This is a genomic window from Streptomyces sp. NPDC031121 (assembly GCF_055570615.1).
In genome coordinates this window covers 233540-254983 of the sequence record NZ_JBVIGV010000012.1, presented here as the reverse complement: position 1 = coordinate 254983, position 21444 = coordinate 233540, and the positions used below count along the sequence as shown (strand labels likewise).

General features: G+C 74.4%; 19 protein-coding genes. 10 read left to right on the top strand and 9 right to left on the bottom strand.

Translation table 11 applies throughout. The features are described 5' to 3' along the window. Window positions 1-340: 340 nt before the first annotated feature. From ACZ462_RS23815 to ACZ462_RS23805, 3 genes are all read right to left on the bottom strand, one after another. Window positions 341-1531, bottom strand: coding sequence for a GDSL-type esterase/lipase family protein (locus tag ACZ462_RS23815; protein WP_467808271.1), 1191 nt, complete (start codon window positions 1529-1531; stop codon window positions 341-343). A 282-nt stretch (window positions 1532-1813) separates the two neighbouring features. Beyond that, window positions 1814-3433: a malate synthase A gene (gene aceB / locus ACZ462_RS23810; RefSeq protein ID WP_467808272.1), complete on the bottom strand. Its 1620-nt coding sequence runs from the start codon at window positions 3431-3433 to the stop codon at window positions 1814-1816. A gap of 303 nt (window positions 3434-3736) precedes the next feature. Beyond that, window positions 3737-4414 carry a nucleotidyltransferase family protein gene (locus ACZ462_RS23805; RefSeq protein ID WP_467808274.1) on the bottom strand — a complete coding sequence of 226 codons (678 nt, stop codon included), beginning with the start codon at window positions 4412-4414 and terminating at the stop codon, window positions 3737-3739. A gap of 174 nt (window positions 4415-4588) precedes the next feature. Here ACZ462_RS23805 and yczR point away from each other — a divergent pair, with 174 nt between their 5' ends. Next, window positions 4589-6079: a MocR-like transcription factor YczR gene (gene yczR, locus ACZ462_RS23800; RefSeq protein WP_467808275.1), complete on the top strand. Its 1491-nt coding sequence runs from the start codon at window positions 4589-4591 to the stop codon at window positions 6077-6079. 132 nt (window positions 6080-6211) lie between these two features. Further along, on the top strand, window positions 6212-6346 hold the full coding sequence (locus ACZ462_RS23795) for a hypothetical protein (RefSeq protein ID WP_467808278.1): 135 nt from the start codon (window positions 6212-6214) through the stop codon (window positions 6344-6346). Window positions 6347-6372: 26 nt separating this feature from the next. Here the strand turns inward: ACZ462_RS23795 and ACZ462_RS23790 are convergent, their stop codons facing one another. Next, window positions 6373-7578 (bottom strand): serine hydrolase domain-containing protein, encoded by a 1206-nt coding sequence (locus ACZ462_RS23790; RefSeq protein ID WP_467808279.1) that lies wholly within the window; start codon window positions 7576-7578, stop codon window positions 6373-6375. 242 nt (window positions 7579-7820) lie between these two features. On the opposite strand from ACZ462_RS23790, the gene ACZ462_RS23785 reads away from it, so the two are divergent. Next, window positions 7821-8735 (top strand): LysR family transcriptional regulator, encoded by a 915-nt coding sequence (locus ACZ462_RS23785; RefSeq protein ID WP_467808281.1) that lies wholly within the window; start codon window positions 7821-7823, stop codon window positions 8733-8735. A gap of 11 nt (window positions 8736-8746) precedes the next feature. On the opposite strand, the gene ACZ462_RS23780 is transcribed toward ACZ462_RS23785, so the two are convergent. Next, window positions 8747-9394 carry a response regulator gene (locus ACZ462_RS23780; RefSeq protein WP_467808282.1) on the bottom strand — a complete coding sequence of 216 codons (648 nt, stop codon included), beginning with the start codon at window positions 9392-9394 and terminating at the stop codon, window positions 8747-8749. Continuing rightward, on the bottom strand, window positions 9391-10671 hold the full coding sequence (locus ACZ462_RS23775) for a sensor histidine kinase (RefSeq protein WP_467808284.1): 1281 nt from the start codon (window positions 10669-10671) through the stop codon (window positions 9391-9393). The genes ACZ462_RS23780 and ACZ462_RS23775 overlap by 4 nt, the downstream gene beginning before the upstream one ends. Window positions 10672-10804: 133 nt before the next feature. Here ACZ462_RS23775 and ACZ462_RS23770 point away from each other — a divergent pair, with 133 nt between their 5' ends. Further along, complete coding sequence (locus ACZ462_RS23770; RefSeq protein WP_467808285.1) at window positions 10805-11929, top strand: ABC transporter permease; 1125 nt, start codon at window positions 10805-10807, stop codon at window positions 11927-11929. After that, on the top strand, window positions 11926-12609 hold the full coding sequence (locus ACZ462_RS23765) for an ABC transporter ATP-binding protein (RefSeq protein ID WP_467808287.1): 684 nt from the start codon (window positions 11926-11928) through the stop codon (window positions 12607-12609). Before ACZ462_RS23770 ends, ACZ462_RS23765 begins: the two co-directional genes overlap by 4 nt. A gap of 50 nt (window positions 12610-12659) precedes the next feature. Here ACZ462_RS23765 and ACZ462_RS23760 read toward each other — a convergent pair whose 3' ends face one another. Further along, on the bottom strand, window positions 12660-13463 hold the full coding sequence (locus ACZ462_RS23760) for an IclR family transcriptional regulator (protein ID WP_467808288.1): 804 nt from the start codon (window positions 13461-13463) through the stop codon (window positions 12660-12662). 329 nt (window positions 13464-13792) lie between these two features. Between ACZ462_RS23760 and allB the strand changes: the two genes are divergently transcribed. Continuing rightward, window positions 13793-15133 carry an allantoinase AllB gene (gene allB, locus ACZ462_RS23755; RefSeq protein WP_467808289.1) on the top strand — a complete coding sequence of 447 codons (1341 nt, stop codon included), beginning with the start codon at window positions 13793-13795 and terminating at the stop codon, window positions 15131-15133. Between the two features lie 2 nt (window positions 15134-15135). Next, complete coding sequence (gene alc, locus ACZ462_RS23750) at window positions 15136-16254, top strand: allantoicase (protein WP_467808290.1); 1119 nt, start codon at window positions 15136-15138, stop codon at window positions 16252-16254. A 57-nt stretch (window positions 16255-16311) separates the two neighbouring features. Here the strand turns inward: alc and ACZ462_RS23745 are convergent, their stop codons facing one another. Further along, a complete protein-coding gene (locus ACZ462_RS23745; protein ID WP_467808292.1) occupies window positions 16312-17052 on the bottom strand; it encodes an SDR family oxidoreductase in 741 nt (246 codons plus the stop codon). A gap of 173 nt (window positions 17053-17225) precedes the next feature. Here ACZ462_RS23745 and ACZ462_RS23740 point away from each other — a divergent pair, with 173 nt between their 5' ends. Together ACZ462_RS23740 and ACZ462_RS23735 are read left to right on the top strand one after the other, a co-directional pair. After that, window positions 17226-17843, top strand: a complete 618-nt coding sequence (locus ACZ462_RS23740) for a dihydrofolate reductase family protein (RefSeq protein WP_467808293.1) — start codon at window positions 17226-17228, stop codon at window positions 17841-17843. Window positions 17844-17930: 87 nt separating this feature from the next. Continuing rightward, window positions 17931-19118 carry a cytochrome P450 family protein gene (locus ACZ462_RS23735; protein ID WP_467808295.1) on the top strand — a complete coding sequence of 396 codons (1188 nt, stop codon included), beginning with the start codon at window positions 17931-17933 and terminating at the stop codon, window positions 19116-19118. Window positions 19119-19184: 66 nt separating this feature from the next. Here ACZ462_RS23735 and ACZ462_RS23730 read toward each other — a convergent pair whose 3' ends face one another. Continuing rightward, window positions 19185-20189: a Gfo/Idh/MocA family protein gene (locus ACZ462_RS23730; protein WP_467808296.1), complete on the bottom strand. Its 1005-nt coding sequence runs from the start codon at window positions 20187-20189 to the stop codon at window positions 19185-19187. A gap of 191 nt (window positions 20190-20380) precedes the next feature. Here ACZ462_RS23730 and ACZ462_RS23725 point away from each other — a divergent pair, with 191 nt between their 5' ends. Further along, entirely contained in the window at window positions 20381-21391 is a 1011-nt protein-coding gene (locus ACZ462_RS23725) for a sugar ABC transporter substrate-binding protein (protein ID WP_467808298.1), read from the top strand. Window positions 21392-21444: the final 53 nt, after the last annotated feature.

Genomic DNA, 21444 nt, shown 5'->3' with positions numbered 1-21444 from the left:
CACCTAACTACGCGGCCTTGGCCCTTGAGGGACCGGCCCGCCCCGGACACCATCAACTGCCGGGGACACCCCCAGCCACACCCCCGACCCCGACCGATCGGCTCCCGCCCACCTCGCTGCCGCCGTCGCACTTCCGAGCGGACCGATCGGCTCCTGCCGACCCCGTCCCGCTGCCGCACCCCGACCCCGACCGATCGGCTCCCGCCACCCACCCCACCCCATCCCCCGACTCGTCGGCCGGAGCCTTCGTCGTACAGCGAGCTTGCGAGGCCTCCACGTGCATGACGGGAACGGCGGGGTCGCGGGTCCGTGAGGTCGGCCCGCGCGGCCCCGCCGCGCCTCACGGGGTCGGGGTGAGGTACATGCCCGTCTGGTCGGAGCCTGCCGTGTTCCTGCAGGTGTCCTTCGCGTCCGCGGGGCGGGCTGCGGCCAGGGACAGGCAGCGGCCCAGGGCGAGTTGGCCGAAGTGGTTGGGGTGCATGGACTCCTGGACCAGGCCCTGCGTCTCGCTGCTGTCGATCCAGCGCGCCCACTCGCTCGTCTTCGCCGACGCCGGAGCGGTGGAGGTGACGTGCTTGCTGGCCTTCGCGCACACCTCGCGGCCCTGGAGCATGTCGCGGAGGTCCAGGAACTGGACGTTCTTCTGTGTCGCCACCGCCTTCAGGCGGTTGGCCAGCTGGGGCACCAGCGAGTCCCGCGCCCAGTCCGAGTCGCGGTTCCAGAAGGGGCAGCCGCCCGTGTTGAGGCGGCTCCAGTCGCTCTGCGGGTAGCGGTTCTCCGCGCCGCGCGGGATCGGCGACGGGTAGGACTGGAGGACGATCCGGTAGGAGATGTCGGTGTAGCCGGCGCCGCGCATCACGGCGCGGACCTCGTCGACCGCCTTGCCGACGTTCGCCATGACCCCGTCGATCCTCCGGTCGACCTCGTACTGCTGGTCGTCGTGGCAGTACGAGTTCCAGAGGACGAAGTCGTACGCGCATTTCTTGATGATGTCGGCGAAGCCGAGGTCGTTGCCGCCGACGGACAGGGCGATGACCTTGACGTCGTGGCTTGCGGCGACGGCGGCCAACTGGTCGGCCTGCGGCGCCTCGCCCTTGTACGGGACGCCGCCGCTCGCGGCGCGGAAGACGTTCGCGGTGGTCGCCCCCGAGCAGGCCAGGTTGACGGCGACGTCGGCGACGGGGCCGGCGCTGCCGCCTTCAGCGGAGTCTGAGCGGTGGCAGCCGCCCGCGGTGGTGCCGTACACCTTCGCGGGGTCGTATACGGAACCGGACACCCAGGCGCGGTCGGTGCCGCTGCGGCTGCCGGTGTTGGTGAGGCTGTTGCCCTTCCAGCGGCCGGCCTCGCCGGAGATGTAGCTGTCGCCCATGGTGACGACGGCAGTGGGACCGCCCTGGGGGGCGGCGGCCGCGGTGTCGGCGGTGCCGCCGGCCAGGGCGCCCGCGGCGAGCGGCAGGGCGAGCCCGGCGACGGCCAGCCGTCGCACCCGGCGGCGGGGAGTGGGGGTGCCGGCGTTGCGGAATCCGATCACGGCGGAACTCCTGCGGTAGGCCATGCCGGGGAGCCGGAGCGAACTCCGGGGCATGGCTGGGGACGTGGGGGAAACCGCCGGCCGGTGGCAGTCGGAAAGGTGACACGGGCCGTGTTGTTACCGCTAGGTAGCCGCAGATTACGATGCCGTAACGACCGACCGGTCGTTCGGCTGTGGGGATTCCGTTTCAACGCCGCCCGCGGGCGCGGAAGACGCCCCGCCCCCGGCTCCTGCGGGCCGGGGGCGGGGCGTTGGTGGGCGGCTGGGTGCGCCCGGCCGGGGTCAGCCGGTGAGGCGGTCGTACGCGGGGAGGGTGAGGAAGTCGGCGTAGTCCGCGTCGAGGGAGACCTGGAGGAACAGGTCGTACGCGTCCTGCCAGCGGCCGGCGGCGAACGCCTCCTCGCCCACCTCCTGGCGGAGGGCGGCCAGTTCGCCGTCCGCGACGCGGCGGGCCAGCTCGGCGGTGGCGCGTTCGCCGTTCTCGAAGACGACGCCCGCGTTGATCCACTGCCAGACCTGCGAGCGGGAGATCTCCGCGGTCGCCGCGTCCTCCATCAGGCCGAAGATGCCGACCGCGCCGAGGCCGCGCAGCCAGGCCTCGATGTAGCGGATGCCGACCTGGACGGCGTTGCGCAGGCCGTCGTAGGTGGGCTTGGCGTCCAGCGAGTCGATCGCGATGAGTTCGCCGGGGGCCACCGACACGTCCTCGCGGAGCCGGTCCTTCTGGTGGGGCCTGTCCCCGAGCACCGCGTCGAATGACGCCATGGCGATCGGGACCAGGTCGGGGTGGGCGACCCAGGAGCCGTCGAAGCCGTCGTTCGCCTCGCGGTCCTTGTCGGCCTTGACCTTCTCGAAGGCGATGCGGTTGGCCTCGGCGTCCTTGCGGGAGGGGATGAACGCGGCCATGCCGCCGATGGCGTGCGCGCCGCGCTTGTGGCAGGTGCGCACCAGCAGTTCGGTGTACGCGCGCATGAACGGGGCGGTCATCGTGACCGCGTTGCGGTCGGGCAGGACGAACTTCTCGCCGCCGTCGCGGAAGTTCTTCACGATGGAGAACAGGTAGTCCCAGCGGCCCGCGTTCAGGCCCGCCGCGTGGTCGCGCAGCTCGTAGAGGATCTCCTCCATCTCGTACGCGGCCGTGATGGTCTCGATGAGGACGGTGGCGCGGACGGTGCCCTGCGGGATGCCCACGTAGTCCTGCGCGAAGACGAAGACGTCGTTCCAGAGGCGCGCCTCCAGGTGGGACTCCGTCTTCGGGAGGTAGAAGTAGGGGCCCTTGCCCAGGTCGATCAGGCGCTGCGCGTTGTGGAAGAAGTACAGGCCGAAGTCCACCAGCGCGCCGGGGACCGCCCGCCCGTCGACGGTGAGGTGGCGCTCCTCCAGGTGCCAGCCGCGGGGCCGCATGACGACGGTCGCGAGCTGCTCGGCCGGCTTCAGCGCGTACGACTTGCCCGTGCGCGGGTCGGTGAAGTCGATGCGGCGCTCGTAGGCGTCGATCAGGTTGATCTGGCCGAGGACCACGTTCTCCCAGGTCGGCGCCGAGGCGTCCTCGAAGTCGGCGAGCCAGACCCGCGCGCCCGAGTTGAGCGCGTTGACGGTCATCTTGCGGTCGGTGGGGCCGGTGATCTCCACACGGCGGTCGTTCAGGGCGGCCGGGGCCGGCGCGACCTGCCACTCGCCCTCGCGGACCTGTGCGGTGTCCGGGAGGAAGTCGAGGTGGGAGGTGCGGGCGATCTCGGCGCGACGCGCTGCGCGGCGGGCGAGGAGCTCGTCGCGGCGGGGGGTGAACCGCCGGTGGAGCTCGGCCACGAAGGTGAGGGCGGCCTCCGTCAGGACCTCGTCCTGGCGGGGCAGCGGCTCGGCGTCGACGAGGGCCGGCGACGACGGCGCTGGTGCGGACATGTCTGTCACTCCTTCAGCGGCGGTGCCTTGCGGCCGCGGGGGGAATGCTCGCGTGGGGCGGCACGCAGTGCCGCCGGGGGTGGAGAGTTCCTGAATACGGTCGCCGGCGCCGTCTGGGGTTCAGGGCGCTTCTGACCAGTGGATAGTAATTTCCTTATGGTGGAAGTTCAATGGTTTGTTGATGTCGAGATTCTCCGGGTCGACAGAGCACCCCCGGCGGTGGCCCTCAGTGCCACGCCGGTCACGCACCGCTCGGGCCCGCGCGCGGCACGCACCCCCGCCCCTGCCCGGCACCGGCGCCCCTCACGCCAGGCGCGCCAGGTCGGCCGGGGTGTCGATGTCGTACGCCTCCGCGACATCCCCGCACTCCACCAGCACCAGCTCGGCGGCGTGGCGCGCCAGGTGGACCCGCGCCCCCCGGTCGCCCTCCGCGGTCGCCGCGATGTCCGCCCACCGGTCCGCACCGAACAGGACCGGGTGGCCCCGCTCCCCGCCGTACGCGGCCGCCGCCAGGCTGGCAGGCGACCGGTACGCCCCCCGCACCCGGGCCACCGCCTCTGGCCCGATGCCCGGCTGGTCCACCAGCGACACCAGGGCCGCGCCGGCCCCCGTACCGGCGAGCGAGGCCAGGCCCGCCCGCAGCGAGGAGCCCATGCCCTCGCCCCAGTCCGGGTTGTCGACGACGACGCAGCCCGAGAGGTCGGCCCGCTCGCGGACCTCGGCCGCCGACGCGCCGAGCACCACGTGCACCGGGCCGCAGCCCGCCTCGCGCAGCACCCGCACGGCGTTCTCGACGAGCGGCCGCCCGCGGTAGGGCAGCAGCGCCTTGGGGCGGCCGCCGAGCCGCCGCCCGCCCCCCGCGGCGAGCAGCAGCCCCGCGACCGGGGCGGCGGAGGTGTCGGAGTCGGCGGCGGGCGCGGCGCGGAGGGCGGACCGCTCGGCGGGGGCGGCCGCCGGCGGGCGGCCCGGATGGACTGGCATGGCAGTGATTGTCACCCCGCCGCCACCGTCCGCGCCCGCCCCGTCCGGCATCCGGCGCGCCCCGGCCCGCCTGCCGCATGCCGCGGGTTCCTCCTTGCCATCGGCGGCCCGTCCGGCGAGTCTGGACCTTGATCGGCCCGATCGACAGGGCCGCCGGGGGAGGCAGGGGACGGCATGGCGGACGGGCGAGTGGTCCGGACGGCGGACAGGGCCATCGGCAGCCGCCGCCTCACGGCCCTCCTGCCCGCAGGAGTCCGTGCCCGCCCCCGCCACCGGGCGCTGGCCGAGGCGGTGCGCAGCCTGGTCCTCGACGGCCGGATCCCCCTCCACGTACGGCTGCCCGCGGAACGGGAGCTCGCCGAGGCCCTCGGTGCCAGCCGGGCCACCGTCACCGCCGCCTACGACCTGCTGCGCGGCAGCGGCTACGCCCGCAGCCGCCGCGGCTCCGGCACCTGGACCGAGCTGCCCGACGGCCACCGGCCCGTCGGCGGTTTCCACCTCGCCGCGGCCGCCGCCGGCCCCGACGGTGCGGGCGGGCCGCCCCTCGACCTGGCCGTCGCCGCCATGGGCGCCCCCGCCGGCCTCCTCGCCGACGCCCTCGCGGGCGCCGCGCAGCGGCTCCCCGAGTTCGCGGCCCACCCCGGCTACCACCCCTTCGGCCTGCCCGAGCTGCGGGCCGCGATCGCCGCCCGGTTCACCCGCCGCGGCCTGCCCACCCGCCCCGGGCAGATCCTCGTCACCTCCGGGGCCCAGCAGGCCCTCAGCCTGGTCACCGCCCTGCTGTGCCGGCCCGGCGACCGGGTCCTCGCCGAGAACCCCACCTACCCGAACGCCCTCGACGCCCTGCGGCAGGCCGGGTTGCGCACCGGCCCGGTGCCCGTCTCCGACGACGGCTGGGACCTGGAGGCCGCCGAGTCGGCCCTGCGCCGGACCGCGCCGCGGCTGGCGTACGCGATCCCGGACTTCCACAACCCGACCGGGGCCCTGATGCCGCCCGAGCAGCGGCTGAGGCTGCTCGCCGCGACCCGCGCCGCCGGGGCCTGGCTGGTCGTCGACGAGACCGTCGCCGACATCGCCCTCGACGTGCCCGCCCCCGCCCCGACGGCCTCGCTCGCCGCGCGCGGCGCCGCGGACCACGTCGTCACGATCGGCTCGCTCAGCAAGACGTACTGGGGCGGCATACGCGTCGGCTGGGTGCGGGCCGCGGAAAAGGTCGTCAACGAACTCGCCACGGTGCGGGTCGCCGCGGACATGACCGGCTCCGTACTCGACCAGCTGGTCGCCCTGGCCTTCACGGAGGGCGCCGACGGCGCCCTGCCGGACCGCCTCGCACAGCTGCGGGCCCGCCGCGCCGCCCTCGTGCGGTGCCTGGAGCGGCGCACCCCGCAGTGGTCCTGGCGGGTGCCGCCGGGCGGGCTGTCGCTCTGGATCGACCTGGGCGAACCGGTCGCGTCCGCCCTGGCCGAGCGGGCCGCCGACGCGGGGGTGTATCTCAGCCGCGGCGCCCGCTTCGGCGTCGACCCGGGCACCTTCGAGCACCGGATCCGCATCCCGTACACACTGCCGGAGGACCGGCTGGAGGAGGCGGTGCGGCGCCTCGCCGCGGCGTTCCACGACGGCGTACCGCTCACCCCGTCGATCGAACGGCCCCACTGGGTGGCCTGACCGGCGCGCGGGGCACGGCCCGGCGTCAAGCCCCGGGATCCCGCGGCATGACGCCGCCCCCGCCGGCCGGGTCCCCTGGAGGCACGGCCCCCCGCCCGCGGGGCCGGCACCCCGCCACCCGAGGAGCCCCCCGTGCCCCGTCCGAGCCTCCGCACCGCCCTTGCGGCCGCCGCGACCGCCCTGGCCGCCGCAGTCGCCTCACTGTCCTCCGGTGCCTTCGCCGGCCCGGCGGCCCACGTCGTAAGCCTCCTGCCCGCCGCCGTCTGAGAAGGCGTCGGGCTGCTCCGGTCTCGTCAGTCGTCGAGTGTGCGGTAGACGGTGGTCCAGAAGTCCTGGTGGAGCCGGGGGGTGTCCGCGCAGTCCATGGCCGTCTGCGTCAGCAGGATCCCGGTGAGCCGTTCCGCCGGGTCGGTGTACGCCGTCGTGCCCAGGCCGCCGTCCCACCCGAACTGCTTCACGGACGCGAGGTCACGGCGCTGGGTGCGCACCGCCATGCCGAAGCCGTAACCGCCGTGCCGTCCGAAGAGGTCGCCGAACCGGTCCTTCTCGACTTTCTGCTCCGGCGTCAGGTGGTCCATGGTCATCAGCTCGACCGAGGCGCGGGAGAGGACGCGCTCGCCTCCGTGCCTCCCCTTGTTCAGCAGCATCCGGTGGAACGCGTGGTAGTCGTCGACGGTGGAGACCAGACCGTCTCCACCGGCCTCGAACACCGGCGGCCGGCTGTACTTGCCGCCGACGGCCTCGTCCCAGGTCGTGAGCTCGCCGGTCTCCGGGTCGTGGGCATAACTGGTGGGAAGCCGGTGCAGCCGGTCGGCCGGCACGTGGAACCCGGTGTCCACCATCCCCAGCGGCTCGAACAGCCGCTCGCGCAGGAACTCCCCGAAGGATCGGCCCGCCACTCTCGAGACCAGGACCCCGAGCACGTCCGAGCCGACGTGGTACTGCCACCGTTCGCCGGGCTGGTACATCAGCGGAAGGGCGCCCAGCTGCTTGATCCACTCGTCCGGTCCGGCCTTCGGCCAGTTCGCGGTCCCGTCACCGATGACGCCCCGCTCCCGGACGGCGACCTGGATCGGGTACGTGTCCGGCGGAGCCGGCACCAGACCGAAACCGAAGGTCAGGGTCAGCAGATCGCGCACGGTGATCGAGCGCCGGGCGGGCACGGTGTCGTCCAGCGACGCGTCGATCCGCGTCAGGACCCGCCGGTTCGCGAGTTCGGGCAGCCAGGCCTCGATCGGGTCGTCCAGCCGCAGCCGGCACTCCTCGACCAGGATCATCACCGCCGCGGCCGTGACCGGCTTGGTCAGTGAGGCCATACGGAAGAGGGTGTCACGGCGCATGGGCACACCACCCGGAGCGCCGTCCGATCGAGCGTCCGATCGACGAGCCGCATGCAGGGTGCCCAACGCCTCGACGTGCACCTGGTCGCCCCTGCCCACCAGCGCGACCAGTCCGGGAACCGCCCCGGACTCGACGTAGCCGGCAAGCACTTCGCGCATCCGGTGCAGCCCCGCCCGTGAAAGCCCACCGTCCGCGCCGCCGCTCAGAGCCCAGTTCCCCCGCCCGTCCCAGCTCACGGTCTGCCTGATGGCCTGTGACATGTCGCCGCCCCCTTGTGTTTACTTTGATCGCCGAGTGGTCGCCCGGCCTGCCCATCAGCATTTCGCCTGGCTGGAGGGGGATCAACGGGAGATCACTGAAGGCCGGATAACCGGCCGCTTATGGATCGTGGTGCGTCGTCATGGCACCGAGGGGGACGGGACGGGTGGAGCTGAGGGACATCGAGATCTTCCTGACGCTTGCGGAAGAGCTTCACTTCGGCAGGACGGCCCAACGGCTGCACGTGTCCCAAGCCCGGGTCAGCCAGGCCCTCAAGAAGCAGGAACGAGGTGTCGGGGCGCAGCTGTTCGAGCGCAACAGCCGAAACGTGCGGCTGACCCCGCTGGGCGAGCAACTGCGCGCGGACCTGCTGCCGGTCTACCAGGGGCTACGGGAGAGTGTGGAGCGGGCGAGACTCGCCGCGCGCGGTACGACCGAAGTGGTACGCGTGGGCATGCTGCCCAGCAACGCCCACGATCTGCGGCTCTACTGGGAGACGTTCCGCGCCCGCCACCCGCAGTGGGCCCTGCGCATACGGCACAACCCGTTCGTCGACGCGTTCGGCCCGCTGAGGCGGGGAGAAATCGACGTCCTGGTCGCCTGGCTGCCCGTGGAGGAGCCCGACCTCACCGTGGGGCCGGTCATCTACACCGAGCACGCGGTGGCACTCGTCGCCCACGACCACGAACTGGCCGTGCGGCCCTCGGTCTCCCTGGAGGTCTTCGGCGACTTCGGCATCTGGCAGGGCCCGGCCGGCCCCGATTACTGGGCGGACGCCTTCACGCCCTTCCACACCCCCAGCGGCCGCCCGATCGAACGCCACAGCCCGGTCATCAAGAGCCTTGACGACATGTTCACCCAGGTCGGCGCCGGAGACGTCATCCACAGCCTGGGCGCCCACGTCACCCGGTACCACGCCCGCCCCGACATCGTCTATCTGCCCATTCACGACTGGCCGGGCCTGCGTTGGGGCCTGGTCTGGCGCAGCGACACCGAGTTCGCCCCCGTCCGTGCACTTGCCCAGGTCGTGCGGGAGTTGGGTACGGCGAGGCACTGAGAGCCGTTGCATCAGCTGCCCGACGCTTTCCAGGGCGTCCGGATGAGGCGGCGGGCCGCCGCCGTCGCCACCGCCGCCGTGCGGGAGTCGACGCCGAGCTTGGCGTACACGTGCACCAGGTGCGACTTGACCGTGGCCTGGCTGAGGAACAGCCGCTTGGAGATCTGCTGGTTCGACAGCCCGTCGGCGACCAGCTGGAGCACCTCCAGCTCCCGCTTCGTCAGCGCCTCCGCGGGCGTCCGCATCCGGTCCATCAGCCGCAGCGCCACCGCCGGGGCCAGCGCCGACTGGCCCGCCGCCGCCGTGCGCACCGCCGCCGCCAGCTCCTCCGGCGGTGCGTCCTTCAGCAGGTAGCCGGAGGCGCCCGCCTCGACCGCCGCGAGGATGTCGGCGTCCGTGTCGTACGTGGTCAGCACCAGCACCCGCGGGGCGCCCGCCCGGGCCGTGATCGCGGCCGTCGCCGCCGAGCCGTGCATGCCCGCACCGAACTGGAGGTCCATCAGGACGACGTCCACGGGCTCCGAGGCCGCCAGCTCCACGGCCCGCTCGGCCGTCGCGGCCTCCGCGACCACCGTGAAGTCCGGTTCGGTGTCCAGTACGGCGCGCAGCCCGGCGCGCACCACCGGGTGGTCGTCGGCCAGCAGCAGCCGGATCGTCATCGGGGGACCTCCCTGTCCGTGTGGCCGGTGCCCGCGCCCCCGGCCGGCGGCTCCGTCTCGGCGGGCAGCGGCAGCGTGACCGCGACGGCGGTGCCCTGCCCGGGCGCCGACTCCACGGTGAACAGCCCGCCCAGCGACTCGGCGCGGGCCCGCATGGCGGGCAGCCCGAAGCCGCCCTCCCCGCGGGGGGCGCTGGACGGGTCGAAGCCGGCCCCGTCGTCGACGACGTCCAGCGTCACCGAGGCGTCCATGAAGGTCAGCGTGATCTCTGCGCGCCCGGCCCCGGCGTGCCGGACGACGTTCGCCAGCGCCGACTGGGCGATCCGCAGCAGCGCGACCTCGTACGGGGTGGGCAGCGCCCGCGGGGTGCCGCTGAGCGAGAAGCGGGCCTGCGGGGCCGCGGCGCACAGCCGCTCCAGCGCGGCGGCCAGCGAGCCGCGCTCCAGGTCCGGCGGGGTCAGGGCCCGTACGAACCGGCGGGCTTCGGCCAGGTTCTCCTGGGCGGCGGCCCGGGCCCGGCCGATGTGCTCCAGCGCGGGCGCCAGCGCCGGGTCGCCGCCGGGCAGCGCCCGCTCCGCGGCGCGCAGCAGCAGCTGGATGGACGACAGCCCCTGGGCGAGGGTGTCGTGGATCTCGCGGGCGAGCCGCTCCCGCTCGGCGGTCGTGCCCGCGGCCCGCTCGGCCGCCGCCAGCTCGGCCCGGGTCGCGATGAGCTCCTCGATCAGCCGGCGGCGGCGTTCGCTCTCCCGGTAGAGCGCCTGGTAGCCCAGGACGGTCGCCACCGCCACGGCGGCGCCCAGCAGCGGCCCGAGGAAGGCGCCGGGCCGGAGCGTGCCGCTGTGCGCGGCGAAGGAGCCGATGGCCGCGCAGGCCGTCAGGGCGACCGCCGCGACGGCCCAGCGCAGCCGCAGCAGGTGCAGTTCGAGGAAGTACAGCGGGAAGGCGAGCCACAGCGCGTCGGGGGAGAGCACCAGCAGCACCGCCCACACCGCGCCCAGGGCTCCCAGCCATACGGCGGCGGCGCGCGCCGTGGCGTGGACGGCGGGCGCCCGCACCCCGGCGGCGTAGACGGCGGCGAGGAGGGCGCAGGCGGCGGCCGTCCAGGCGGCGTGGGGCGCGTTCCCGGCGAAGGCCCGCGCCGCGGCGAGGACGAGCAGCCCGGCCAGCAGTGCGTGCAGGCACAGCCGCAGCAGCCGGGCGACGGGTGTCAGCGGGCGCCCGGCGGGGGGTGCCGGGGGAGCGGGGGGCGGGGGCGGGGCGGGGTGCGGAGCAGGCATGGCCCGTCCAGCGTATGCGCGGCCGGACCGGATCCCTTCAATCAAAAGTTTGATGTCGGGGTGCGACCTTCGATACCGGGATCGCTCCCCGCGCACGATGCCCAGGCCCGGCGGGCCCGGCCAGGCTGGGGGCATGTTCGTCGCTTGGAGAGATCTGCGGTTCGCAAAGGGCCGCTTCGCGCTCATGGGGTCGGTCGTCGTGCTGGTCACGCTGCTGGTCGGCCTGCTGTCGGGGCTGACGGCCGGCCTGGCCCGGGAGAACGTCTCGGCCGTCACAGGGCTGCCCGCCTCACATGTGGCCTTCGGCGCTCCGCCGGGGCAGCAGGAGGTGTCGTTCACCCGCTCCCGGGTCACCGAGGAGGCCTGGCGGGCGTGGCGGGACACGCCCGGGGTGAGGTCCGCCGACCCGCTCGGCATCCGCACCACCGACGCCGCGGCGGGGGAGCGCACCGCGGCGGTGTCCGTGTTCGGCGTGGAGCCGGGCGGCCCCCTCGCACCCGCCGCCGGGGGCGGCCCCGGCCCGGGCCGGGTCGTCCTGACGGAGCGGGCCGCGGAGGACCTCGGCGGGCTCACCGCCGGCTCCCGGCTGGCGATCGGCCCGCTGGAGCTGACCGTCGCCGCCGTCGCCGGTACCGCCGCGTACAGCCACACGCCCGTCGTGTGGGCGGACCTGGCGGACTGGCAGCGCCTCGGCACCCCGGGCGCCGCCGGTTCGCCGCCCGGCGCGGCTCCCGGCGCGGCCTCCGGCGGGGCTGCCACCGTCATCGCCGTCGACGCCTCCTCCGGTGCCGACCTCGCCGCCGCCGACCGGGCCGCCGGGACCGAGGCGCGGACCGTCGAGGACGCCCTCGGCGCCATCGGCTCCTACCGGTCCGAGAACGGCTCGCTCCAGCTGATGCGCGGCTTCCTCTTCGCCATCTCCGCCCTGGTCACCGGAGCCTTCTTCACGGTGTGGACCATCCAGCGCAGCGGCGACGTCGCCGTCCTGAAGGCGCTCGGCGCCTCCACCCCCTACCTGCTGCGCGACGCGCTCGGCCAGGCCGTGGTGATGCTCGCGCTCGGCACCGGCCTCGGCACCGCCCTGGCCGCCGGCCTCGGCGCGCTGATCAGCGGGGGCGACGTCCCGTTCGTCCTCGACGCCGGGACCGTGCTGGCCCCCGCCGCCGTCATGATCGCGCTCGGTGCGCTCGGCGCCGCGCTGTCCATCCGGCGGATCACCGCCGTCGACCCCCTGACCGCCCTCGGGAGCGCCCGATGACCCTGCTGGTGCACGACGTCACCCTCACCTACCCGGACGGCGAGAGCCGGCTCACCGCCCTGGACTCCGTCGCCCTGGACGTCCCCGCGGGCACCCTCACGGCCGTCGTCGGGCCCTCCGGCTCCGGGAAGTCGAGCCTGCTGGCGGTCGCCGCCACCCTCGTGACCCCGGACTCCGGGCGGGTCGTGGTGGCCGGGCGGGACACCGCGCGGCTCACTCCGGCCGAGAAGTCGGCGCTGCGCCGCGACGAGATCGGCATCGTCTTCCAGCAGCCCAACCTGCTGCCGTCACTCACCGCCGCCGAGCAGCTGCTGGCGATGGCGCACCTCTCCGGGCGCCCGCCGCGGGCGCTGCGCCGCCGGGCCCTGGAGCTGCTCGACGCCGTCGGGCTCGCCGACAAGGCCGACAAGCGCCCCCACCAGCTCTCCGGCGGGCAGCGCCAGCGCGTGAACATCGCCCGCGCGCTGATGAACGAGCCCTCGGTGCTCCTGGTCGACGAGCCCACCAGCGCCCTCGACCACGAGCGCGGCGCGGCCGTCCTCGACCTGCTGGCCGCCCTCACCCGGGAGCGGTCCACCGCCACGGTGCTGGTCACGCACGACCGCACCCACCTGGAGCGGGCGGACCGCACGGCGGTGATGGCGGACGGCAGGCTCACGGAGCCCCTGCGGGCCGCGTGACGGAGCCTCGCGAGGCCCGTGCGGGGGACCCCTGCACGGGCCTCGGCGCGTTACGCGGGGCTCTGGCTCTGCAGGGCCACCGACAGCTCGGCCGCCACGTTCTGCAGGATCGGCACGATGGACGGGGTCAGGTCCTCGGTCACCCGGCCCGCCGGACCCGAGATGGAGATCGCGGCGGCGGTCGGCGAGTTCGGCACCGACACGGCCAGGCAGCGGACCCCTATCTCCTGCTCGTTGTCGTCGACCGCGTAGCCCAGCCTGCGCACCTGCTCCAGGGCCTCCAGGAAGCCCTCGGGCGTGGTGATCGTCTTCTCGGTGGCCGCGGGCATCCCGGTCCGGGCGAGCAGTGCGCGGACCTCGTCCGCCGGGGTGTGGGCCAGCAGGGCCTTGCCGACGCCGGTGGAGTGCGGCAGCACGCGGCGGCCCACCTCGGTGAACATCCGCATGGAGTGCTTGGACGGCACCTGCGCCACGTAGACGATCTCGTCGCCGTCGAGCAGCGCCATGTTGGCGGTCTCACCGGTCTCCTCGACCAGCCGGGCCAGGTACGGACGGGCCCAGGTGCCCAGCAGGCGCGACGCGGACTCGCCGAGGCGGATCAGGCGCGGGCCGAGGGAGTACCGTCGGTTGGGCTGCTGGCGTACGTAGCCGCACGCGACGAGGGTGCGCATCAGGCGGTGGATCGTCGGCAGCGGCAGACCGCTGGCGGTGGAGAGCTCGCTCAGGCCGACCTCGCCCCCGGCATCGGCCATGCGCTCGAGCAGGTCGAAGGCGCGCTCAAGGGACTGGACGCCACCGCCGCCGGCGGTGGGCTTGGCGGAAGCGTCGGTGGTGCTGGCGCTGGACGTCGGCACGGCGCGGTCCTTTCGGTGCTGGCAGGCAAGGAAGCAGCCTACCGGTCGGCCGGCGCCGGCCCCAGGTGCGGGTCGGTGCCGTCCTCGCCGGTCAGAGCGGGTTTGTCCGGGTGGCTGAGTGCTCGGGAAGTTACCCGTCAGGCTCCCGGCGGCGATAGCTGCATTCTGGATAGCGAAATCCTATTTCCATCTTGTGGAAACCTCCAACTGGGGCGCCGGTGTGTCGGTGCACTGCCACGGCGCTCTTGACTGGGCCCCGGATCGGCGTGAAGACTCCGTCAACAGAACGTTGAATTTCACTCTGTGGAAGTAGATGGGGAGGTTCCGGCGTGTCCGACGACGTGGAACTGGTACTGCGCTCGACCCGCGTCATCACGCCCGAAGGGACGCGCGCCGCCTCGGTGGCCGTCGCCGCCGGGAAGATCGCCGCCGTGCTGCCCCACGAGGCGCCCGTGCCCGCCGGCGCCCGCCTGGAGGACTTCGGGGACGACGTCCTCCTCCCCGGCCTGGTGGACACCCACGTCCACGTGAACGACCCCGGCCGCACCGAGTGGGAGGGCTTCTGGACGGCGACCCGCGCCGCCGCGGCCGGAGGCGTCACGACGATCCTCGACATGCCGCTCAACTCGCTCCCCCCGACCACCACCGCCGCGAACCTCGCCGTCAAGCAGGACGCGGCCCGCGCCAAGGCGCACGTCGACGTCGGCTTCTGGGGCGGCGCCCTGCCCGACAACACCAAGGACCTCCGCCCCCTGCACGACGCCGGAGTCTTCGGCTTCAAGTGCTTCCTGTCGCCCTCCGGCGTCGACGAGTTCCCGCAGCTCGACCAGGAGCAGCTCGCCGTGGCCCTCGCCGAGATCAGCGGCTTCGGCGGCCTGATGATCGTGCACGCCGAGGACCCGCACCACCTGGACTCCGCGCCCGTCGTCCCCGGCCCCAGGTACGCCGACTTCCTCGCCTCCCGGCCGCGCGCCGCCGAGGACACCGCGATCGAGAACCTGATCGCCCAGGCCCGCCGCCTCGACGCCCGCGTCCACGTCCTGCACCTCTCCTCCAGTGACGCGCTCCCCGTGATCGCGGCCGCCCGCGCCGAGGGCGTGCGGATCACCGTCGAGTCCTGCCCGCACTACCTCACCCTGACGGCCGAGGAGGTGCCGGACGGCGCCAGCGAGTTCAAGTGCTGCCCGCCCATCCGCGAGGCGGCCAACCAGGACCTGCTGTGGGACGCGCTCGCCGACGGCACCATCGACTGCATCGTCTCGGACCACTCGCCGTCCACCGCCGACCTCAAGACCGCCGACTTCTCCACCGCCTGGGGTGGCATCTCCTCCCTCCAGCTCGGCCTCCCGGCCGTCTGGACCGAGGCCCGCCGCCGCGGCCGCACCCTGGAGGACATCGCCCGGTGGATGTCCACGGCCCCCGCCCGCCTCGCGGGCCTCGGCCGGAAGGGCGCCATCGAGGCCGGCCGCGACGCCGACTTCGCCGTCCTGGCCCCCGACGAGACCTTCACCGTGGACCCGGCCGAACTCCACCACCGCAACCGGGTCACGGCGTACGCGGGCAGGACCCTGTACGGCGTCGTGCGGTCCACCTGGCTGCGCGGTGTGCGGATTGCCGACCACGGCACCCCCACCGAGCCCACCGGCCGACTCCTCGAAAGGCAGAACTGACAGTGGCGATCCCTTCCTTCACCGGCAACGCGAACCCGTACGGGGGAGGCGACCCGTACGCCGACTACCGCACGGCCGAGTTCCCCTTCACCCAGTACGCGAACCTCGCCGACCGGCAGCTCGGCGCCGGGGTGATCGCCGCGAACGACGAGTTCTTCGCCCAGCGGGAGAACCTCCTCGTCCCCGAGCCCGCCGAGTTCGACCCCGAGCACTTCGGCCACAAGGGCAAGGTCATGGACGGCTGGGAGACCCGCCGCCGCCGCGGCGCCTCCGCCGAGCACCCCTGGCCCACCGCCGACGACCACGACTGGGCGCTCGTACGCCTGGGCGCGCCCGGCGTGGTCCGCGGCATCGTCGTCGACACCGCCCACTTCCGCGGCAACATGCCGCAGGCCGTCTCCGTCGAGGGCACCGACTGGACGGGCACCCAGGCCCCCACCCCGCAGGAGCTCCTCGCCGACGGCGTCAAGTGGACCACCCTCGTCCCCCGCACCCCGGTCGGCGGGCACGCAGCCAACGGCTTCGAGGTCGACGCCGAGCAGCGCTTCACCCACCTGCGCGTCAACCAGCACCCGGACGGCGGCATCGCCCGCCTGCGCGTCTACGGCGAGGTGCTGCCCGACCCCGCGTGGCTGGCGGCCCTCGGCTCCTTCGACGTGGTCGCCCTGGAGAACGGCGGCGCCGTCCAGGACGCCTCCAACCGCTTCTACTCCCCGCCGACCAACACCATCAACCCCGGCCGCTCCCGCAAGATGGACGACGGGTGGGAGACGGCCCGCCGCCGCGACCGCGGCAACGACTGGATCCGCTACCGGCTCGCCGCCGAGTCCGAGATCCGCGCCGTCGAGATCGACACCGCCTACCTGAAGGGCAACTCGGCCGGCTGGGCCTCGCTGTCCGTCCGCACGGGCGAGGACGGCGAGTGGACGGAGTTCCTGCCGCGGACCCGCCTTCAGCCCGACACGAACCACCGCTTCGTGCTGGACGCCCCGGCGGTCGGCACCCACGTCCGGATCGACATCTTCCCCGACGGCGGCTTCTCCAGGCTGCGCCTGTACGGCTCCCTGACGGAGGCGGGCACGGCCGCGCTCACCGCGCGCCACCAGGAACTGGGCGGCTGACGCCCCTGACGCCGCGGGGGCCGGCACCCCCGCGGCGGCGGGCCGCCCGCGCGCCGGCTACACGGTGTACCCGCCGTCCACCGAGAACTCCGCTCCCGTCACGTAGCCGGCCTCCGGGCCCGCCAGGAACGACACGACGGCAGCCACCTCGTGCGGAGTGCCGAACCGGCCGAGGGCCGTCACCGCGCTCTGCGGGGCGGCGTACGGCCCGTCCGCCGGGTTCATGTCCGTGTCCACGGGGCCCGGGTGGACCAGGTTCGCGGTGATGCCCCGCCCGCCCAGCTCGCGGGCCAGGCCCCTCGTCAGGCCGGTCAGCGCCGCCTTGCTCATCGCGTACAGGGTGCCGCCCGGGGCGGCCACCCGCTGCACCATGCAGCTGCCGACGGTGATGATGCGCCCCCCGGCCCCCATGCGGCAGGCCGCCGCCTGCGCCGTCAGGAACGCGCCGCGCACGTTGACGGCGAGCACGCGGTCCACGTCGGCGGCGGCCAGGTCCTCCAGCGGGCCGAGCACGCCGATCCCGGCGTTGTTGACCAGGACGTCGATCCTGCCCAGTTCCCCCGCGGTCGCCGCGACCGCTGCGGCCGCCTGCTCCGCGTCCCCGACGTCGGCCCGTACCACCAGGGCGCGCCGGCCCGCGGCCTCGATCCGGGCGGCGACTCCCGCGGCCGCTGCCGCCGACGCCCCGCTCACGTAGGTGAGGGCGACATCCGCGCCGTCCTCCGCCAGGCGCAGCGCGGTCGCCGCCCCGATGCCCCGGCTCCCGCCCGTCACGAGGGCCACTGCGTTCGCGTTCACGGTGTTCCTTCCTCCCGCCGATTCGTTGACGCTTCAAATGAAACGGCGCGGGGGTAGCGGTGTCCGGCAGGAATCCGACCTGGCGTTCGTGCGCGCCGCACCGGCGCACCCGGCGCGGCCGGGGAACCTGGTGCGGTGCAGGCGACACCCCACCCCCGAAGGAGCGCCCGGCCATGGCCAAGCTGACCCTGACCACCTTCCTCACCCTCGACGGCGTGATGCAGGCCCCGGGCGGGCCCGCCGAGGACCCCAGCGGCGGCTTCGAGTACGGCGGCTGGCTGGTGCCCTTCGCAGACGACGGCATGGCGCAGTTCATGACCGAGGTGTTCGACCGGGTCGGGGCGTTCCTCCTCGGCCGGCGGACCTACGACATCTTCGCCGGGTACTGGCCGCAGGTCACCGACCCGGCGGACCCCATCGCCGGCCGGTTGAACGCCCTGCCCAAGTACGTCGCCTCGACCACCCTGACCGAACCGCAGTGGGCCGGGACCACCGTCATCGACGGCGAGCACCTGCAGAGCGAGATCGTCCGCGTCAAGGACGCCCTCCCGGCCGACCGCGAACTCCAGGTGCACGGCAGCGGCATGCTGGCCCAGTGGCTCCTCGCCCGGGACCTCGTCGACGAGATGAACCTCCTCGTCTTCCCCGTCTACCTGGGCGCAGGCCGCCGGCTGTTCCCCCTCGGAGGCCTGCCGACCGCCTGCGAGCTCACCGCCTCCCGCACCACCGGCTCGGGCACCGCCATCCACACCTACCGCCGTACCGGCCGCGCCTCCTTCGGCACCTTCTGACCCGCCCCCCGCCGCGGCGCCGGGCCGCCGCACAGTGGCCGGAAACGGGCGCGCCCGCGGATCAACCCCCGCCGTACGCTGGGCCGCATGCCCCAACCGGACATCAGCGGCAACGCCCCGGACTTCCGGGCCGACCCCCACTCCTTCTACGCGGCGCTGCGGGCGCGGGGTCCGGTCCACCGCATCGCCGCCTCCTCCGACGCGTACGAACCGGCCTGGATCGTCGTAGGACACGAGGAGGCCCGGCAGGCCCTGACCCACCCCGGCCTCGCGAAGGACTGGCGCGAGCGCCTCCCGGACATCCCGCACACCGCCGCCAACCTCAACATGCTGGAGTCCGACCCGCCGCAGCACACCCGGCTGCGCCGCCTGGTCGCCCGCGAGTTCACCGCCCGCCGCGTCGAGGCGCTCCGCCCCCGCGTCCGGCAGATCACCGACGGCCTGCTCGACGCGATGGCCGCCCGCCCGCAGCGCCGCGCCGACCTGGTGCGGGCCCTCGCCTTCCCGCTGCCGATGACCGTCATCTGCGAACTGCTCGGCGTGCCCGGCCTCGACCGGGACCGGTTCGGCCACTGGTCCAAGGCGGTCGTCTCCCCGCCCTCCGGCGCCCCCGACACCGCCGCCCACCGGCAGCTCGGCCTCTACCTCGCCGAACTCGTCGAGGCCAAGGCCCAGGAGCCCGGCGAGGACCTGCTGTCCGCGCTCATCCGCACCCGCGACGAGGACGGCGACTCCCTCTCCCAGGACGAGCTGATCGGCATGGCCTTCCTGCTGCTGGTCGCTGGCCACGAGACCACCGCCAACCTCATCTGCAACGGCGTCCGGGCCCTGCTCGCGCACCCCGCCCAGCTCGCCGCGCTCCGCGCCGACCCGGACGGCCTCCTCGACGGCGCCGTGGAGGAGATGCTCCGCCACGAGGGCCCCGTACAGAACGCCACCTACCGGCACGCCCGCGAGGACGTGCTGATCGGCCCCGCCCGCATCCCCGCCGGCTCCACCGTCGTCGTCTCCCTCGCCGCGGCCGACCGCGACCCGGCCCGCTACGCAGACCCCGACACCTTCGACATCCGGCGCGCACCCCAGGGCCACCTGGCCTTCGGCCACGGACTGCACTTCTGCCTCGGCGCCCCGCTCGCCCGGCTGGAGGGCCGCACCGCCATCCGCGGCCTGCTGGAGCGCTTCCCGGACCTGGCCGAGGACCCCGCGGCCGGGCCGCCCGCCTGGGTCCGCGGCAGCCTCATGCGCGGCGTGGCCCGGCTCCCGGTGCGCTGGTAGCCGCGGACCGTGCCCCGCCACCCGCGGCAGCCGCCGCCCGCACCCGCGCAGCCCGCGCCCATCCCCTCACAGGCCGGGCAGCTCCGCCAGGTCCACCGGACGCCGCTCCCGGCGCGACAGCTCGCACGCCTCGGCGACGCGGAGCGCGGCCAGCGCCTCCCGCCCGTCGCAGGGGTTGGGCCCCTCGCCGCGCACGAGCCGGACGAACGCGGACAGCTCCGCCTCGTACGCGGGGGCGAACCGCTCCAGGAAGCCCGTCCACGGCTTCGCCGCCGGAGGCGGGCCGTGCGGCTCGGTCGACGCGATCGGGGTGCGGTCGTCCAGCCCGGAGGAGACCTGGTCGAGCTCCCCGGCCAGCTCCATCCGGACGTCGTACCCGGCCCCGTTGCAGCGGGTCCCCGTACACGTCACGAGCGTGGAGTCGTCCAGGACGAGCACCGCCGCGCACGTGTCCACATCACCCGTCTCGCGGAACACCGGCGGGCCCGCGTCCGAGCCCACCGCGTACACGTGCGCCACCTCGCGGCCGGTCACCCAGCGCACCATGTCGAAGTCGTGGACCAGGCAGTCCCGGAACAGCCCGCCCGACGAGGCCAGGTACGGCGCGGCCGGCGGCCGCGGATCGGCCGTCATCGTCCGCACGGTGTGCAGCCGGCCCAGCGCGCCCGAGCGGACCAGCTCCCGCGCGGTGCTGTACCCGGCGTCGAAGCGGCGCATGAACCCCAGCTGGAGCACCCCGCCCGCGGCCTCCACCTCCCGCAGCACCGACAGCGTCCGGGCCAGGTCCGAGGCCAGCGGCTTCTCGCAGAACACCGGCAGCCCGCCCCGCACGGCCCGCACCACCAGCTCCGCGTGCGCGTCGGTGGAGCAGGCCACGACCAGCGCGTCCACGCCCCACGTGAACACGTGGTCGACGGACGGGGCGGCCGTCGCCCCCAGGCGCTCGGCGAGCCGCGCGGCACGCCCGGGATCGGCGTCGGCCAGCAGCAGCGAGCCGGCGTCCGGGTGGCGGGCCAGAGCCGCGGCGTGGAAGGACCCGATGCGGCCCGTTCCGATCAGCCCGATGCGCATGCACTCAACCTGGACCGCGGCGGCGGTGCTGTCAATCCGCCTGCGTGCACCCGGGCCTGCCCCGATCGCCGAGACGCCCCCGATGGCCGCACATGGCCCCCTGTGGCGGATACTGGGCGGCTGAAACCGGAATGACCGCTTTGACAGCAGCGGACCGCGGAACACACCGCACGAGGGAAGGGCACGGCAACGTGGCAAGGGTCGGGACAGGGGTACGCGTCGTCGGCGCCGTGCTCGCGGCGGTACTGGGGGCCTCCCTCGCGGGCTGCAGCAGCACGGGCGGCAAGCGCGCCGAGGATCGCGCCAAGGCCGCGGAGGCGGGCCGGCCCGCCGTGTCCACGCCCCGCTGGACCTTCGCGATGGTCACGCACGCGGGGGACGGCGACACCTTCTGGGACATCGTCCAGAAGGGCGCCAAGGAGGCCGCGGCGAAGGACAACATCAACTTCGTGTACTCCCACGACGACCAGGCGCAGCAGCAGGCCCAGTTCGTCCAGAACGCCATCGACCAGAAGGCCGACGGCATCATCGTCAGCCTCGCCAAGCCCGAGGCGCTCAAGGACGTCGTCGCCAAGGCCGTCAAGGCCGGCATCCCGGTCGTCACCGTCAACTCCGGGTCCGCCCAGTCGGCCGAGTACGGCGCGCTCACCCACATCGGCCAGGACGAGCAGGTCGCCGGCGAGGCCGTCGGCGCGGAGCTGACCCGCCGCGGCCGCACCAAGGCGGTCTGCGTCCTGCACGAGCAGGGCAACGTCGGGCACGAGCAGCGCTGCGCCGGGGCGAAGAAGACCTTCGGCGGCACCATGGAGAACCTCTACGTCGAGGGCACCAACATGCCCTCCGTCCAGGCGGCCGTCCAGGCCAAGCTCCAGGCCGACCCCTCCGTCGACGCGGTCCTCACCCTCGGCGCCCCCTTCGCGGCGACCGCCGTGAAGGCGAAGGAGGCGGCCGGCAGCAAGGCCGAGGTCGACACCTTCGACCTGAACGCCGCCGTCGCCCGCGACCTCAAGTCCGGGGTCCTCGGCTTCGCCGTCGACCAGCAGCCCTACCTCCAGGGCTACCAGGCCGTCGACCTGCTGTGGCTCTACCGCTACAACGCCGACGTGCTCGGCGGCGGCCGCCCGGTCCTCACCGGCCCGCAGATCGTCACCGCCGCCGAGGCCGCGGCACTGGAGGAGTACATCAAGCGGGGCACCCGGTGACCGCCCCCGCCCCCGCCCCGGCGCCCGCACCCGCAGGGCCCGCCGACGAGCGG